Below are 16,563 nucleotides of genomic sequence, written 5' to 3'. Positions count from 1 at the left end.
GATGGCGATCGCGATCCTCACCACCATCGCGCTGATCGTCAAGCAGGCGAACGGGCTCGGCTCGAACCTCGGGTTGGGTCTCGGTTTGCTGCTGGTCGCGCTGGTGATCGGCGGCGCGGTTGGTGCGTTCGTCGCCGCGCGCGTCGAGATGACCAAGATGCCGGAACTGGTCGCGGCGATGCACTCGCTGATCGGTCTCGCCGCCGTGTGTATCGCGTATGCGGTGGTGTCGGAGCCGTCCGCGTTCGGTCTGGTCGATCCGGAGAACACCGCGCCGGGCTTCCTGCCGTATGGCAATCGCGTCGAACTGTTCATCGGCACGTTCGTCGGCGCGATCACGTTCTCGGGTTCGGTGATCGCGTTCGGCAAGCTGTCGGGCAAGTACAGGTTCCGGCTGTTCCAGGGCGCGCCGGTCGTGTATGCCGGTCAGCATCTGATCAACCTGCTGCTCGCGCTCGCGATGCTCGGCTTCGGCGTGATCTTCTTTCTCACGCAGTCGTGGCTGCCGTTCATCATCATGACGCTGATCGCCTTCGTGCTCGGCGTGCTGATCATCATTCCGATTGGCGGCGCGGATATGCCAGTGGTCGTGTCGATGCTGAACTCGTATTCGGGTTGGGCGGCGGCGGGCATCGGCTTCTCGCTGAACAATCCGATGCTGATCATTGCGGGCTCGCTGGTCGGCTCGTCCGGTGCGATTCTGTCGTACATCATGTGCCGGGCGATGAACCGCTCGTTCTTCAACGTGATTCTCGGCGGCTTCGGCAACGAACCGGGCGCGGCTGCAGCGGGTGGGTCGGCTGAGCAGCGTCCGGTGAAATCCGGTTCGGCCGATGATGCAGCGTTCATGCTCGGCAATGCCGAAACCGTGGTGATCGTGCCGGGTTATGGCCTCGCCGTCGCACGTGCGCAGCATGCGTTGAAGGAACTGACCGACAAGCTGGTCGAGAAAGGCATCGAGGTGAAGTACGCGATTCACCCGGTGGCCGGCCGCATGCCTGGGCACATGAACGTGCTGCTCGCCGAAGCCGAAGTCGCCTACGACATGGTCTACGAAATGGACGACATCAACGGTGAGTTCGGGCAGGTCGACGTGGTGCTGGTGCTCGGCGCGAACGACGTGGTGAACCCGGCGGCGAAGAACGATCCGAAGTCGCCGATCGCGGGCATGCCGATTATCGAGGCGTACAAGGCGCGCACGGTGATCGTCAACAAGCGGTCGATGGCAGCAGGCTACGCCGGTCTCGACAACGACCTGTTCTACATGGACAAGACGATGATGGTGTTCGGCGACGCGAAGAAGGTGATTGAGGATATGGTGAAAGCGGTCGAGTGAGCGATGAGAACGTCTACGCTCACAAATGAAACGCGAGCGTTGGCAGTTCTGCTCGAAAACGGACCCACCGCAATACCGACTGGCCGGCAGACCCGCACGGAGATAGTCGGCCAGATCAGAGCGTCGAAGATAGGTAACTTTTAACCGAGAAGGTTGCCACGAATTTAGTTCTTATCCACCTGCCACTTATTTTTATTTCGTATTACCAACTTTAATTTTTATCCTTAAGCGTCATCTTTCGTAGATTTTTTCTCTAACGGAGCTTCAATATGTCAGCCACCCTTTATCGACTTTCGTTGGCACTCGTCGCGACCATCATCACGACGACTGCTTTTGCTCAAGGAGGCCAGGGAATCGGCCGATCGGGCAGCTATGAAGGCCCTCCCAACTATGGACCGGGCGTCAAGACTCGCGCGGAAGTTCGCGCAGAGCTTGAGTCTTCACGTACCGTGACACCCGCCGCTCAGGAAGAACACAATCGCGAAATCGTGCGTTCCGTTACCGGTGTCGTCAACGACTCCTCGAAGACAACTGTCAGGTAAAAAGGATCTTGAAGACCAGGACGAATTCGTCGGTAACAACTCTTCGTATTTCGACGGCTACCCGGCCGTTTGAGTGAATAGAATGCGCCGGGGCCGGACCAAACTCTCAGAGCGGGTATTCGAGCGCCGACGATGTCAGTCGTGTCATCGGCAGAGACGCGTCATCACCACCAGGTGGATCCCGGCAAGCCCACTCAAAACCCTTGATTACGCTCACAGCCGATCGCGCAAGCGATCGTACCTATCGCTGCGATCGTTCCCACCCCGATGCCCAACCCAACCCCTAATCCAAGGGTCTCCAGCGTAGTCGAGCAACCTTGCAATCCGCCTATTCCCGCCAGCAATGTGGTCAAAAGAAGCCGCCGCACATTCGCTCCTGACAAAAGCACCTGGCATACGCGAGGATTCATGAATGGGCCTGCTTTCATGCTCCACTCGTGTTTTAAAATGACCAAGCAGTCTCGCCGCCTATGTTACAGATCAGGTCCCCGCTGATAAGACGCGATTAGATAGCCTTCTGGCGCAGCGCTTACGAAAGTTTTTCGGTCGGACCGATATCCGCCGCACGCCGCAGGCTGATGTGACCTTCTGATTGCGCACAACATCCTGACGCTGGTCTCTCGACCGATAGCGCCGCAGGCAGCAACCGCGCAGCCTCTGCGCGGCTCAGGCCCGCAGCCTTGCGACTCGCTCAGAACGACGTGCCGATCTGAAACTGGAACTTCTGATATTTGTCAGTCGCGTGTTTGACGATCGGGAAGCCGAGCGAAAGCTTGAGCGGACCAATCGGTGAAATCCATTCGAGACCCGCACCATAGCTGTAACGCAATCCGTTGGCGCCGGTACTGTTGCCTTCGTCGCCCCAGACATTGCCGGCATCGAGGAAAGTGAATACGCGTAGCGTCCGGTCCCAACCACTGCCTGGCAGCGGGAACGTCATCTCGACGTTGGCCACTACCATGCGCGAGCCGCCGATCGGGTCGCCGGTCGTCTTGTCGGTCGGACCGAGCGAACCGGACTCGTAGCCGCGCACCGAGCCGATCCCGCCCGCATAGTAGTTCTTGAAGATCGGATAGGCCTTACCCGCAAATCCATTGCCATAACCGCCCTGCAGATTCAGGCCGAGAATGAAGCCGCGCGAGAACGAGTAGTAATACTGCGCCTGCACGTCCGCCTTGTAGTATTCGGTGCCGCCGGCCGGCGTGCCGACTTCGCCGTTACCCTGAATGAAGTAGCCGCGACTCGGCACCAGTGCGCTGTCTCGATTGTCGCGAGCCCACCCCGCCGTGAGGGGCACATTGTTGACCACGTGGCCGAATTCGGCGACGTAGTCCTTGTAACTTTGCGGCGTGGACGAATCCGTCGACAGGCGGTTCTGTTCAAGTCCAACACCGAAATAGACGGTATCCGCCTCGGAAAACGGAATGCCGAATTTCAGATCCGCGCCCACCGTAATGATGCGAAAGCTCGTGTCCGTATAGTAGTAGAGCGGGTAGTTGGTGCGGTAGTACACGTCGGTGATCCGCTTGATGCCGTCCACGGTGAAATAGGGATCGGTCTGCGTCACGGTCAGTGTGCGGTAGGTCTTCGCGGTGTTCACGTTCACGGCGAGGCTCGTGCCCGAACCGAACACGTTGTCTTGCGAGATGCCGGCCGAGAGCACGACCTTGTCCGTCGACGAAAAGCCCGCGCCGAGCGTAATCGCGCCAGTGGGTTTCTCGCTGACCTTGACGTCCACGTCGACCTGATCGGGCGAGCCTTCCACCGGCACCGTGGTGACATCCACATCGGTGAAGTAGCCGAGCCGGTTGACCCGGTCTTTCGACAGCGTGAGACGGTTCGAATCGAACCACGAGCTTTCGAGCTGACGCATTTCACGGCGCACCACTTCGTCACGCGTACGTGTGTTGCCTATCACGTTGATGTGGCGCACATACACGCGGCGGCTCGGGTCCACCTGTAATGTCAGATCGACCGTATGGTGTTCCTGATCGATCTTCGGCACCGCATTGACGGTGGCGAACGCATAGCCATACTCCCCCAGCCTGTCGACAATGGCCTTGGTGGTGGCCTGCAGCTTCTCGGCCGAGAAACGCTCACCGGCTTTTATATGGACGAGCTTTCTCAATTCCGCTTCGCGATCGAGCAGATTGCCCGCGAGACCGATCGACGTAATCGTATACGGCTCGCCCTCGTGCAGCGTGACGGTGAGGTACATCTCCTTCTTGTCGGGTGTCAGCGATACCTGAGTCGACTCGATGTTGAACTCCAGATAGCCGCGATTCAGGTAATACGCGCGTACGTGTTCCAGATCGCCGGTGAGTTTGTCCTTCGCGTACAGGTCGTTCTTCGTGTACCACGAGAACCAGTTCGGCGTGGACAGTTGCATCTCGTCGCGCAACGTATCGGTACTGAATGCCTGGTTGCCAATGAAGTTGATCTGGCGGATCTTCGCGCTCGGCCCCTCGGCGACCGAGAACAGCACGGCCACCCGATTGCGGTCGATCGGCGTGATCGTGGTGACGACTTCGGCGGCGTAATAGCCGCGGGTCAGGTACTGGCGCTTGAGTTCCTGTTCGGCTTTGTCGACCAGCGCCTTGTCGTAATAGCGGCCCTGCGACAGTCCGACCGAACCGAGTGCCTTGGTGAGGTTTTCCTTGTCGAATTCATGAATGCCCGCGAAGTCGATCGTACCGACGGCCGGACGTTCCTGCACGTACACGATGACGATATTGCCCTCGGTCGAGATCCGCACCTCGTTGAAGAAGCCGGTGGCATAGAGCGCGCGGATCGCTTCGGAAGCCTTATCGTCGCTGAACAGGCTACCCTGCTTAATCGGCAGATAGGCGAACAGCGTGCCGGCCTCGACACGTTTCAATCCCTCGATGCGGATGTCTTGCACCACGAAAGGCTGCGCGGCCTGGGCGGACCCGCTTGTCAGCGTAATGCCGGCGAGCGAGAGCGCGCCGCCTAAACGGCTCGTTAATACTTGAAGTTTCATCTTGGGTTTCAGTCCTGATGCATCGCGCGACAACGAGAAAGCGTGCGGGCGCTGCATTCGAAACGACGTGCCTTGGCTCTGGAAAGCGCGAAGTATAGGGACGTGATTGCCCTGGATCGTTACTGAAAACTTTCCGTACATTAGGGTTGCTAACCTGCGTAGCCTGCTCGTTGGGCAGGCGCATTCGCTTTGCAGACCGTGCGTCGAAATAAAGCGTTACAGAACCCAAGGAAGCGTAGGGCGCGTGTAACCCGGCGGCCGGCGTGCGCTGCTATCGTCAAATTGTCGATTCCGCTACCTGCGAAACGCGATTTGGAGAAGCGATCATGATTGAATATCTTTCACCCACCGTTCTGGCGGCGGTCCTGCGTGCCAGTTCAACGCCGATCTTCTCGATCCATCTGGCTCTGGCGTCGCTGCTCACTCCACGCGAGGCGTCCGGCAGCGCGGCGAACATCGCGAACACGGCGGATCGCCAAGCCGCGAGCCGGACAACGCCAGGACTGGAGGAACCGAACCGTGTCTGATGCGTCGACCTTCATGCTCAATTCCATTACCGACATGCAGTTGACGGCGGATGGTCAATACCTGCTCATTCACGGCAATCAGCCCACCGCTGCGTTGCATCGCTCGGTACTCAACGACTTGCTGGTCGCCCTGCCGAATGCCATCGAGCACGCCGACCGCGTGATTCATAACGATCAGGACATGGGCTTCGCGTTGCACTGCCAGGGCTGGGAAGTCGGTCGGCTCAACGGTATGGAGATGGTGGTGATCCGCTTCCGGCTATCCGGCAGCGCGGGGTTGTCGTTTTCGTTGCCGGCCGGGCAGATTCCCTATCTGCTGCAGGCGCTCGGCGGCGCAGCGGGTGTAAGCGAGCTCCGCTCGAACGACATGACGCTTCAGTAAAGCCCGGTCTATCCACCCGCGCATGACGCTGTTCGACCGGGCGCATGCCCGGGCTCCTCTTCACGACGCCGAATCGCAGCGTCCCTCCTCCTTTCCGGGCATTACCTGTCTTGATACTACGCCGTGTATTTCAGCGTCTACGTTTGCGGCCGCTCGTTCCTCTCGTGCTATGCGCGGCAGGATGCGCGCCACTTGCCGGTTACGCGCAATTGGCCGGCAACGCAGCGGTGCCCGAATCGCTCGACGGCATCTGGGGCCTGCGCCTCGCGCCGCAATTGAGCGAACATCCCCTGCGGCCGGGCGACAAACCCGTCACCTCGGCGATAGCCGATTCGATGACCACCACGACCGGCACCGACGTCTCATTGAAAGGACACGCGCAGTTGCGGCGCCCGGCGTCGATCGTCGAGGCAGACGCGCTGCATTACGACGTCGACCGCGACAAGGTCGACGCCTACGGCCATGTGCGCCTCGCCGACAACGGCAACGTGTTCCACGGGCCGGATGCGCATTTTTATGTGGATGCGAACCACGGCTATATCAGCGTGCCGAAGTACAGGTTCAATCTCAGCGGCGGATGGGGCAGCGCCGAGCGCGCGGATGTGGTCGATAACGAACGTACCATCGTTTATCGCGGCACATACAGCACCTGCCAATGCGAGTCCGCGCCGGCGTGGTATCTGAAGGCATCCGAATTCGATATCGACAATGGCAACGACGAAGGCATCGCGCACTACGGCGTGCTGTTTTTTCAGGGCGTGCCACTGCTGGCGAGCCCATGGCTGTCGTTTCCATTGTCCGGCGCCCGCCGCAGCGGCTTCCTGCCGCCGACGTTCTCGGTCAGTTCCACCAACGGCGTCGACGTCGCATTGCCGTACTACTTCAATCTCGCGCCGAATTACGACCTCACGCTCACGCCGCGCATCATGTCGCGTCGAGGCGAGATGCTGACCGCCGACTACCGTTATATGCAGCCGGGCGATTCGGGCACGATATCTCTCGCATGGCTGCCGCACGATGCGATTACCGGCACACAACGCTACTCGATTGCGTTGAATCAGAACTGGAATCTCGGTTCCGGTCTGAACGCCTACGTGAACTACAACCGCGTGTCGGACTCGACGGTGTCGACCGATCTGGCCTCGGGCGTGGCGTTTCCAACCGGCTCCACCACGCTCTACCAACAGGAGGCGGGCCTCACCTACAGCAACGGTCCGTGGAGCGTGCTGGCCCGCGAACAGCGCTGGCAGACTTTCTCGAGCGACTCGACCTATAACCGCGAACCGCAGGTGAACGTGCACTATGCACGCTACGACGTGGGCGGATTCGACTTCGGCGCGGAAGCGGATGCGACACGTTTCACGATCTCATCGTCGGATATGACGCAGGGCAACCGCTTCGTGTTCAATCCTTACGTCAGCTATCCGATCGAGCGCCCAGGCTGGTTCATCACGCCGAAGCTCGCGTGGCATTTCGCAGCCTACGACCTGACCTCGATCGGTACCGACGTGCCCGCCGGGGAGCCGAAGTCGTTCAGTGTGAACGTACCCACCTTCAGCCTCGACTCGGGCATGCGGTTCGAGCGCAGCGTGCGGCTTTTCGGGCAATCGTACATACAGACCCTCGAACCGCGGCTTTTCTATGTCTACACGCCGTATCGCGACCAATCGTTCGCGCCGCTGTTCGATACGGCAACGGCCGATTTCGGGCTCACGGAATTGTTCATGCCCAACAGCTTCGTCGGCAACGACCGGGTGTCCGACGCCAATCGCGTCACCGCCGCACTGACCACGCGTTTCATCGATCCCGCGAGCGGCGACGAGCGCGCCCGTTTCATCCTCGCGCAGCAGTACGACTTCCGCACCCCGCGCGTGACCCTGCAGACGGACGACGCGGCCAGTACGGTCGCTCGTACCGGCGTGATCGTGGGCGCTTCGTACAAGGTGGGGCCGGATTTCACGACCGAACAGGCGGTGGAGTACAGCCAGGCCAACCATTACCTGACCCATGCGGAGGCCGGCTTCGGCTGGGCGCCGGGGGCGCGCGAGGTGTTGAACGTCGCGTATCGCTATACGCGGGCTAACAGTACGCTCGACTATCAGCCGGTCAACCAGTTCATCGTGTCGGAGCAATGGCCACTCGCGCGCAACATGGTGAGCGTGGCCCGGGTGAATTACGACATGAGCACGCACCGCCTGATCGCAGGATTGCTGGGATTTCAGTACGACGCGGATTGCTGGTCATTGGGCGTCGCATTCGAAAAGTACACCAACGCCACCAGTTCGACCACGTCGCCGAGTACCGGTACGCGCGTGTTGATGCAACTTCAGCTCAAGGGTTTTTCGCAGGTGGATAACGGGCTGCTCGATCAGTTTCGCGCGAATGTGCCGGGTTATACACCGGCTTCGACGGTCAACGAACCCACCTCGCGCTTCAGTGACTATCCGTAAGAGAGGTACGCCCGCTCCTGCCTGGGCTGCTTCTCTGACAATTCGTCATGCTGCCCGTCGCCACGCTGCGACTACAGCGGAAACGTCATCGACACCACGAGCCCTCCGTCGGGCGCGTTATCCGCATGAAACTCGCCGCCGTTATACCGCACCAGACGCCGCACGATCGCGAGGCCCAAGCCGCAATGGGCATCGCCGCCGCGCGCTTCGTCGAGCCGCCCAAAGGGTTGCAGCGCGCGGTCGAGCTGGTTGCCAGGTATGCCGCTGCCGTGATCGCGCACCACGAGCGTGAAGCGGCCGTTTTCCCGTGACGTCGAGATTTCCACCGGCGGTTCGCCGTACGTGAGCGCGTTCTCGATCAGATTCGTCAGAATCCGGTCGAGGTCGACGAGCGGCAACTCGAAGCCGTCACCGGCGCGCAGATTCAGACGCACGAGTGCATCGTCAGCGAGACTGTCGCCGTAGTGGCGGCGGCAATGCGCATCGACGTGGGTGCGCGGTGAAGCGTCGGCCGTCTCACGCGCAAAGTCCAGAAACTGCGTGACGATCCGCGACAACGACTCCGCATCGCGCAAGAAGCCGCGACGGTTCGCTTCGTCGGGCAGCAGATCCGCGCGCACCTGCATGCGCGTAATCGGCGCGCGCAGATCGTGCGCCACGCCGGCCAGCATCACCGCGCGCTCCTGCTCGGCTTGCGCGAGTTCGTGCACCATCTGGTTGAAGTCGCCGATCAACTCCTTCACTTCGCGCGGACCGCTCGCCTCCACAACCGGCGCACGATGGCCCACGCGGAACTCGCGCGCCGCAAGCGCCAACCGATGCAACGGCCGCTGCAAATGCCACGCAGCAACCAACGCGACGATCACCGCAAAGATCAGCATCATCGCCGACGCACCGAGAAAGCGTCGCGCCGGCAACATCGAATTCTGCAGCTTGATCCAATCCGGATTGCCCGCGTAGTGCACCCACACCGTGCCATCGTCGGCGTTGGACACCACCTGGCTGCCAGGCGGCAACTTCGCCCGCAAGTCGCGTTCGAACGGACCCGAGGTGTTCTCGCACGGCGCGGGACAGCCTGACGCGATCGCGTCGTTCGCTTTCACATACGACACGCCGAGTATCGCCGATACGTGCGAAGCGGCCAGAGTACCGTCATGTTCTGCCTGAACTGCGAGAAGCAGAGCGCGCTGCGCATGAGCCGTGTCGATCTGGCCGCGCTCACGGTCCACGAGCAACAGGGCGGTAATGTGAACCAGCACGATCAGGCTCACCGTCATCAACGAGAGCCGGCCGAACAGCGTGTTAAAGGGATTGGTCATCGTCACTGCCGCCAGGCACGAACATGTAGCCGGTGCCACGTATCGTCTGAATCACGCGCGGATTGGCCGGATCGTCTTCGAGCAGACGGCGCAGGCGCCACACCGGCACGTCGATACCGCGCTCGGTCACTTCCGAATAGGGACCGTGCAGCAGGTCGACTAGCTTCGAGCGCGACAGCGTTTCCATCGGATGTTGGGCAAGCACCTCGAGCAACGCGTATTCGCCGCCGGTCAGCTTGAGCAACTCGTCACCTCGAAATAGCGTGCGGCTCGCGAAATCGAGCCTGAAGCGGCCGAAGCGCAGTGCTTCACGCTTTTCGACCGGCGACGCCGCTGCGAGCGCCGGTTGGGCGTGCCGGCGCAGCACCGCATGAATACGCGCGAGCAGTTCCTGTGGCATGAACGGCTTGCCGAGATAGTCGTCGGCGCCGAGTTCGAGACCGACCACGCGATCCACGCCGTCGGCGCGTGCCGTCAGCATGATCACGGGAATCGCGTCGCCATTGGCGCGCAATTGCTTGAGCGCGCTGAGTCCGTCGATGCCCGGCATCATCAGATCGAGCACGATGATCGAGGGCCGCTCGCGTTCAAGCCGGCGGCTCAAATGATTGGCGTCGTGCAGCACGGACATCTCGATGCCGCGTTGCTGAAAGAACGTTCGGAGCAGGTCGCGAAGGTCGGCGTCGTCGTCGACCAGTAAAACCTGGATGGGCGTGTCTGGCATGGCTGGGCCCTGATCGATGAAGAGAGTTGACGGACGGCATTCCCGCGCGCCAGCCACTGGTCGAAATATATCGAATCGCGCGACGCCGAGGGTTGCGGGTTCTTAGCCACGCTTACAGTTTATTACGGCGGCGCGGCCAGTTCGAGTGTCTTGCGCACGGCATCACGTTCCCATCCCATCCCCCCACCCCACAAGCCGCGCTCCGTTACAAGTCGTAATCCCTGTCTAAGCCACCGTAAGACGTTGGTCTCTATGCTGGGCTCCATCTTGCCGCTGGCGCAGCGCTGCGCGGGCTCTTTCGCGAGCGAACGGCGCGCGCCAGACGGACCTTGTTCGAAATCCAGTCGAAGGATGCTCACAGCATGCCCACTCTCACCATCGCGGTTGAACCGTCACCGCGCGCGCCGGCGTTCACGCTACTCGCGGCGGCCGTTGCCGCTGCCACATTCATGTTGTCCGGTTGCGGCGACGAAGCGTCTCATGGACCCGTGCAGACGGTCCCCGAAGTCAGCGTCCAGACCATCACGCCGCATACCGTTGTGTCGAGCACCGAATTGTCCGGACGGCTCTCGGCGATTCGCGTCGCCGAAGTCCGGCCGCAAGTCGAAGGCATCGTCAGAAAACGCCTGTTTACCGAGGGCTCGCAGGTCGCGGCCGGCGCCGTGCTGTATCAGATCGACGCGTCCAGTTATCAGGCCGCCTATGACCAGGCGGTCGGCACGCTGGCCAAAGCAGTGGCGACGGCGAGCGCCGCGCAGACCAAGGCCACGCGCTACGCCGAGCTCTCGAAGATCCAGGGCGTGAGCCGCCAGGACTACGACGACGCCGTCGCCGCGCTGGACGAGGCGAAAGCCGACGTCGTCGCCGACCGCGCCGCGTTGAAGACCGCCGCGATCAATCTCGGCTACACAAAGGTGGTGGCACCGATTGCGGGCCGCATCGGCAAATCGAGCGTGACCGAAGGCGCGCTCGTGACCGCCGAGCAGACCACCGCGCTCGCAACGGTGCAGGCGACGAGCGAGATGTATCTCGACGTCACACGCTCCTCCGCGGACTGGCTGCGTCTGCAGAAGGAATTCGCGAGCGGTCAATTGCAGCAGGCCGGCACGGACGGCGCCGTCGTTCATCTGGTGATGGAAGACGGCAGCACCTATGCGCAACCCGGCAAGCTGCTGTTCTCCGATATCACCGTCGACGCCACCACCGGGTCCGTGACCTTGCGCTGCGTATTCCCGAATCCGGACGGCGTGTTATTGCCCGGCATGTTCGTGCGCGCGCGACTCGAAGAAGGCGTGAACCAGCAGGCAATCACGGTGCCGCAACTCGCGGTCTCGCGTGCGTCGGACGGCTCCGCCAGCGTGCTCACCGTCGGCGCCGACAACAAGGTCGTGCAGAGAACCGTGACGGCCGACACCGCATCGGGCAGCGACTGGCTCGTCACGAGCGGCCTCAAAGCGGGCGATCGCGTGATCGTCGCGGGCTCGCAGAAAACGCGCACCGGCTCGCTCGTCAAGCCCGTCGAAAGCCCCGGCACATCGGGTACCTCGGCCACGCCCGCCACCGCGGACAACACGTCGGCAGCCCATAGTTAAAGCGAGACTCTCATGGCAGGATTTTTTATCAACCGACCGATCCTCGCGTGGGTCATCGCCATCGTCATCATGATGATCGGCGGTGCTTCCATCGAGACGCTTCCGGTCGAACAGTATCCGAGCGTGGCGCCGGTTTCCGTGCAAATTACGGCAACCTATCCGGGCGCCTCCGCCGAAACCATCGCCACGACCGTCACGCAGGTGATCGAACAGAAGCTGAGCGGCATCGACCATCTGCTCTATATGTCGTCCACCAGCAGTTCGTCGGGACAGGCGCGCATCACGCTCACGTTTCAGCAGGGCACCAATGCGGATATCGCGCAGGTGCAAGTGCAGAACAAGGTCGAGCAGGCCAGTTCGTCGCTGCCTGAGACGGTTCAGGAGCAAGGCGTGCAGGTCGCGAAAGCGGCCAACGCGTTCCTGATGATCGTGTCGCTGTCGTCGAGCGACGGCAGCATGAATTCCATCGATCTGGGCAATATCATCGCGACGCAGATCGAGGACCCGCTCACACAGATCAACGGCGTGGGCGACGTCACGCTGTTCGGCGCGCAACACGCCATGCGCATCTGGCTGGACCCGGTGAAGTTGCAGGCAGTCGGGCTCACCACCGCCGACGTTACTACCGCGATCACGAATCAGAACGTGCAACTCTCGGTGGGCCAGATTGGCGGCTCGCCGTCCACGAAAACGCAGGCCATCAACGCGACGATTTCCGCATCGAGCCTGCTCACCACGCCCGCGCAGTTCGGCGCGATCCTGTTGCGTGTAAATAGCGACGGCTCGAAAGTCATGCTCAAGGACGTCGCGCGCGTCGAGGTGGGCGGCGACGACTACAGCACGGACTCGCGCCTGAACGGCGCGCCGGCGGCCTCGCTCGCGGTCAAGCTCGCGAGCGGCGCGAATGCGATGAGCGTCGCGAAAGCCGTACGAGCCAAGCTCGACGAACTGAGCGGGCAATTGCCGCGCAACGTGGTGGTCGACTATCCGTACGACACCACGCCGTTCGTGAAGATCTCGATCGAAGAAGTGGTGAAGACGCTGATCGAAGCGGTCATGCTGGTCTTTGTCGTGATGTACGTGTTCTTGCAGAACCTGCGTGCGACGCTGATTCCGACCATTGTCGTGCCAGTCGCCCTGCTCGGCACGTTCGCGGTGATGTCGGTAGTCGGCTTTTCGATCAACGTACTGTCGATGTTCGGGCTGGTGTTGGCAATCGGTCTGCTGGTGGACGACGCCATCGTGGTCGTCGAAAACGTCGAGCGGTTGATCGCCGAAGAAGGACTGTCTCCGGTCGAAGCCACGCGCAAGGCGATGAAGCAGATCACGGGCGCACTGGTCGGCATCACGACGGTGCTGATCGCCGTGTTCATTCCAATGGCGTTCTTCTCGGGCTCGACGGGCGCGATTTACCGGCAGTTTTCCGTGACGATCGTCGCGGCGATGCTGCTTTCCGTGTTCCTCGCGCTGACGCTCACGCCGGCGCTGTGCGCCACTTTGCTGCGGCGTAACGACGTCGAGCATCACGCGAAACGCGGCGTGTTCGGCTGGTTCAACCGCGTGCTCGCGCGCGGCACGGATCGCTATGACTCGGCGGTCTCGCGCGTGATCGGCAATCCGATGCGCTACATGGTGATCTATGTGTTGATCGCGGGCGTGGTCGCCCTGCTCTTCATGAAGCTGCCTTCGTCTTACCTGCCCGACGAGGATCAGGGGATCATCATCACCTCGATTTCCGCGCCGGTCGGCACGCCCGCCGCGCAGACGCTGGAAACCGTGAAGAAGGTCGAAGCGTACTATCTCGGGCTTCCGCAGGTCGACAAGATCATCGCACTGACCGGGTTCAGCTTCAACGGTTCCGGACAGAACAACGCGTTGGCGTTCGTGAAGCTCAAGGACTGGAGCACCCGGCGCGGCAAGGACGGCTCGGCGGCGGCACTCATCCAGCACGCCAACATGCACTTCGCCGCCACGCGCGACGCGCAGATTTTCGCGCTCAATCCGCCGGCCATTCAGGAACTCGGCACACAGAGCGGCCTCGACTTCGAACTGGAAGACCGCGCGGGCCAAGGCCACGACAAGCTGATGGCCGCGCGCCAGCAACTGCTCGCGCTCGCGGCCAAAGACAGCGCGTTGTCCGGCATGCGTCCCGGCGGTCTCGACGACACGCCGCAGTTCCATGTCGATATCGACCGTGAGAAGGCGAGCGCGCTCGGGCTCTCCATTGCCGATGTGAACGACACGTTGCAGACGGCGTTCGGCTCTTCATATGTGAACAACTATGTCGATACGGGGCGCATTCAAAAGGTCTACGTCCAGGCCGACGCGCCATACCGGATGATGCCGTCGGACATCGGCCGATGGTATGTGCGCTCCAGCACCACGAGCAGTTCGGGCAGCACCACTTCGACGAGCACCAGCTCGACCAGCAGCTCAACTAGCAGTTCAACCACCAGCGGCTACGACGGCGAGATGGTGCCCTTCTCCGCCTTCGCCACCGGCAAATGGACCTTCGGGCCGCCGCAGATCGAGCGCTTTAATCGCACGCTGGCAATGGAAATGACCGCGCAAACCGGTGCAAATACAAGCACCGGCCAGGCGATGGACGCGGTCGATGCGCTCGTCAAGAAACTGCCCGCGGGCTACAGCATCGACTGGACCGGGCAATCGTATCAGGAGCGCATTGCCGGCTCGCAAGCGATCTATCTTTACGCGATTTCGCTGATCGTGGTGTTCCTCTGTCTTGCCGGCCTGTATGAAAGCTGGTCCATTCCGATCGCGGTGATTCTAGTGGTGCCGCTCGGCGTGCTCGGTGCGGTGTTGGGCGCGCATATCCGCGGGCTCTCCGACGACATCTATTTCAAGGTCGGCCTGCTCGCGACCATTGGCTTGTCCACCAAGAACGCAATCCTGATCGTCGAATTCGCCAAGGATCTGCAGGCGCAGGGGCGCGGGCTGATCGAGGCCACCGTCGAGGCCGCGCGGTTGCGGTTGCGGCCGATTCTGATGACCTCGCTCGCCTTCATATTCGGCGTCCTGCCGCTCGTGATCAGCACGGGCGCCGGCTCGGCGAGCCGTCATGCAATCGGCACCGGCGTGATGGGCGGGATGATCGCCGCCACGTTCCTTGCGATCTTTTTCGTGCCGGTTTTCTTCGTCGTCGTGCGACGCCTGTTCGGCGAGCACGGCGACACCAAGCAACAGGAAGGTGTTGAATGATGGGACTCAAACTCGGTGCCTGTGCAGCGGCGCTCGCGCTCGCGCTGCTCGCGGGCTGCACGCTCGATCCGCACTATGAACGGCCCGCCGCGCCGGTGGCGGTGGCGTATCCGCACGGCGATGGCTACGAAAGCACGAGCGCCGCGGCGAGTTCGACAAGCGCGAGCAGCACGGGCGTCACACCGCCGCTGGCCGCCGATACCGCATGGCAAAGCTTCTTTCGCGATGAACGTCTGCAGCGGTTGATCGGCATCGCGTTGGCGAACAATCGCGACCTGCGCGTGGCGGCGTTGAACGTCGCCGAGTACGAAGCGCAATACCGGATCACGCGCGCCGCGCTTGCGCCGTCGATCAGCGCGAGCGGCAGCCTGACTCGGGAGCGAACCCAAGGCGTGACGAGCAGTGTCAGCGATCTCAATGTCGGCACGACGTCGTGGGAAATCGATTTCTTTGGACGCTTGCGCAGCCTCAAGCGTCAGGCGCTGGAAAACTATCTCGCCACGGACGCGTCGCGCCAAAGCACGCAGATCAGTTTGATCGCGACGGTGGCGACCGACTACCTGACCTTGCTGTCCGATGAGCGCCTGCTGCAATTAACCGAAGACACGGTCAAGGCGGATCAGTCGACCTACGAGGTGACGAAGCGTGTTCAGGAGTTGGGCAACTCTTCCCTGCTCGACGTGCAACAAGCCGAGAATTCGTTGGCGAGCGCGAAGGCCAGCCTGGCGGCTTACCGTCGTGCCGTCGCGCAAGACCGCAACAATCTGGTCGCTGTGCTCGGCGCGCCGATTCCCGACGACCTGCCGCCTGCCCGCTCATTCGACGACGAGTCCATGTTCGCCGACATCGGCGCGGGCGTGCCGTCCCTGTTGCTCACCCGTCGTCCTGACATCGTGCAGGCCGAGCATGCGTTGAAAGCGGCGAACGCCAACATCGGCGCCGCGCGCGCGGCGTTCTTCCCGAAGATCGAGTTGACGGCGACGGCCGGCACGTCGAGTTCGACGCTCTCGGGTTTGTTCAAGGCCGGCACGGGAGCATGGGCATTCGCGCCGAGCGTGTCGATGCCGATCTTCGATTACGGAAGCAACAAGGCATCGCTCGATGTTGCGAAAATCGAGAAGCAGATCGAGATCGCCGACTATGAAAACACGATCCAGACGGCCTTCAAGGAAGTATCGAATGCGCTCACCGCACGCGCCACCTACATCGATCAGGTGCAGGCGGATCGCGACTACGTCACGTCCTCGCAGCGTTACTACACGCTGGCCGAAGCGCGTTACAAGGCGGGTACGGACAGCTTTCTGACCTTCCTCGATGCGCAGCGCACGCTCTACACCGCGCAGCAGCAACTCGCGACCGACACGCTGTCCCGGCAGGCCAATCTCGTGACGTTGTACAAAGTTTTGGGCGGAGGTTGGGAGCAAGCTGAAAGCATTCGGTGAGAAGTGTCTCTCCGCCGACTTGCCAGACG

The 16,563-nt window shown here is 61.7% G+C and carries 11 protein-coding genes; 8 read left to right on the top strand and 3 right to left on the bottom strand.

Annotated features, from left to right (window positions below):
* Both P0D71_RS04110 and P0D71_RS04105 read left to right on the top strand, forming a co-directional pair.
* A partial coding sequence (locus P0D71_RS04110; protein ID WP_408479311.1) for an NAD(P)(+) transhydrogenase (Re/Si-specific) subunit beta occupies positions 1 to 1,336 on the top strand: 1,336 nt, incomplete at its 5' end.
* A gap of 269 nt (positions 1,337 to 1,605) precedes the next feature.
* Positions 1,606 to 1,878 carry a hypothetical protein gene (locus tag P0D71_RS04105; RefSeq protein ID WP_408479310.1) on the top strand — a complete coding sequence of 91 codons (273 nt, stop codon included), beginning with the start codon at positions 1,606 to 1,608 and terminating at the stop codon, positions 1,876 to 1,878.
* A 691-nt stretch (positions 1,879 to 2,569) separates the two neighbouring features.
* On the opposite strand, the gene bamA is transcribed toward P0D71_RS04105, so the two are convergent.
* Entirely contained in the window at positions 2,570 to 4,879 is a 2,310-nt protein-coding gene (bamA, locus tag P0D71_RS04100; RefSeq protein ID WP_408479309.1) for an outer membrane protein assembly factor BamA, read from the bottom strand.
* Positions 4,880 to 5,205: 326 nt separating this feature from the next.
* Between bamA and P0D71_RS04095 the strand changes: the two genes are divergently transcribed.
* The 3 genes from P0D71_RS04095 (at position 5,206) to P0D71_RS04085 (ending at position 8,238) form a co-directional block, all read left to right on the top strand.
* On the top strand, positions 5,206 to 5,406 hold the full coding sequence (locus P0D71_RS04095) for a hypothetical protein (protein WP_408185715.1): 201 nt from the start codon (positions 5,206 to 5,208) through the stop codon (positions 5,404 to 5,406).
* Entirely contained in the window at positions 5,399 to 5,788 is a 390-nt protein-coding gene (locus P0D71_RS04090; RefSeq protein ID WP_408479308.1) for a hypothetical protein, read from the top strand. The genes P0D71_RS04095 and P0D71_RS04090 overlap by 8 nt, the downstream gene beginning before the upstream one ends.
* Positions 5,789 to 5,952: 164 nt before the next feature.
* Complete coding sequence (locus P0D71_RS04085; protein ID WP_408479319.1) at positions 5,953 to 8,238, top strand: LPS-assembly protein LptD; 2,286 nt, start codon at positions 5,953 to 5,955, stop codon at positions 8,236 to 8,238.
* 71 nt (positions 8,239 to 8,309) lie between these two features.
* Here P0D71_RS04085 and P0D71_RS04080 read toward each other — a convergent pair whose 3' ends face one another.
* Positions 8,310 to 9,557, bottom strand: coding sequence for an ATP-binding protein (locus P0D71_RS04080; protein WP_408479307.1), 1,248 nt, complete (start codon positions 9,555 to 9,557; stop codon positions 8,310 to 8,312).
* Positions 9,541 to 10,281, bottom strand: a complete 741-nt coding sequence (locus P0D71_RS04075) for a response regulator (protein WP_091793378.1) — start codon at positions 10,279 to 10,281, stop codon at positions 9,541 to 9,543. Before P0D71_RS04075 ends, P0D71_RS04080 begins: the two co-directional genes overlap by 17 nt.
* 362 nt (positions 10,282 to 10,643) lie before the next feature.
* On the opposite strand from P0D71_RS04075, the gene P0D71_RS04070 reads away from it, so the two are divergent.
* The 3 genes from P0D71_RS04070 to P0D71_RS04060 are packed head-to-tail and all read left to right on the top strand — an operon-like array spanning position 10,644 to position 16,534.
* On the top strand, positions 10,644 to 11,873 hold the full coding sequence (locus P0D71_RS04070; protein ID WP_408479306.1) for an efflux RND transporter periplasmic adaptor subunit: 1,230 nt from the start codon (positions 10,644 to 10,646) through the stop codon (positions 11,871 to 11,873).
* Positions 11,874 to 11,885: 12 nt separating this feature from the next.
* A complete protein-coding gene (locus P0D71_RS04065; RefSeq protein ID WP_408479305.1) occupies positions 11,886 to 15,092 on the top strand; it encodes an efflux RND transporter permease subunit in 3,207 nt (1,068 codons plus the stop codon).
* Positions 15,089 to 16,534, top strand: coding sequence for an efflux transporter outer membrane subunit (locus P0D71_RS04060; RefSeq protein WP_408468800.1), 1,446 nt, complete (start codon positions 15,089 to 15,091; stop codon positions 16,532 to 16,534). Before P0D71_RS04065 ends, P0D71_RS04060 begins: the two co-directional genes overlap by 4 nt.
* Positions 16,535 to 16,563: the final 29 nt, after the last annotated feature.

The sequence above is a fragment of the Paraburkholderia sp. RL17-383-BIF-A genome (assembly GCF_046028015.1).
Classification (GTDB): domain Bacteria; phylum Pseudomonadota; class Gammaproteobacteria; order Burkholderiales; family Burkholderiaceae; genus Paraburkholderia.
Note: the sequence above shows the minus strand (reverse complement) of the source record. Positions and strands in the feature narration are given on the sequence as shown.

What these genes read in the sequence shown, in the direction of transcription:
- P0D71_RS04105 (WP_408479310.1), top strand. Translation starts at nt 1,606, where the DNA reads ATGTCAGCCACCCTTTATCGACTTTCGTTGGCACTCGTCGCGACCATC.
- bamA (WP_408479309.1), bottom strand. Translation starts at nt 4,879, where the DNA reads ATGAAACTTCAAGTATTAACGAGCCGTTTAGGCGGCGCGCTCTCGCTC.
- P0D71_RS04095 (WP_408185715.1), top strand. Translation starts at nt 5,206, where the DNA reads ATGATTGAATATCTTTCACCCACCGTTCTGGCGGCGGTCCTGCGTGCC.
- P0D71_RS04080 (WP_408479307.1), bottom strand. Translation starts at nt 9,557, where the DNA reads ATGACCAATCCCTTTAACACGCTGTTCGGCCGGCTCTCGTTGATGACG.
- P0D71_RS04075 (WP_091793378.1), bottom strand. Translation starts at nt 10,281, where the DNA reads ATGCCAGACACGCCCATCCAGGTTTTACTGGTCGACGACGACGCCGAC.
- P0D71_RS04070 (WP_408479306.1), top strand. Translation starts at nt 10,644, where the DNA reads ATGCCCACTCTCACCATCGCGGTTGAACCGTCACCGCGCGCGCCGGCG.
- P0D71_RS04065 (WP_408479305.1), top strand. Translation starts at nt 11,886, where the DNA reads ATGGCAGGATTTTTTATCAACCGACCGATCCTCGCGTGGGTCATCGCC.
- P0D71_RS04060 (WP_408468800.1), top strand. Translation starts at nt 15,089, where the DNA reads ATGATGGGACTCAAACTCGGTGCCTGTGCAGCGGCGCTCGCGCTCGCG.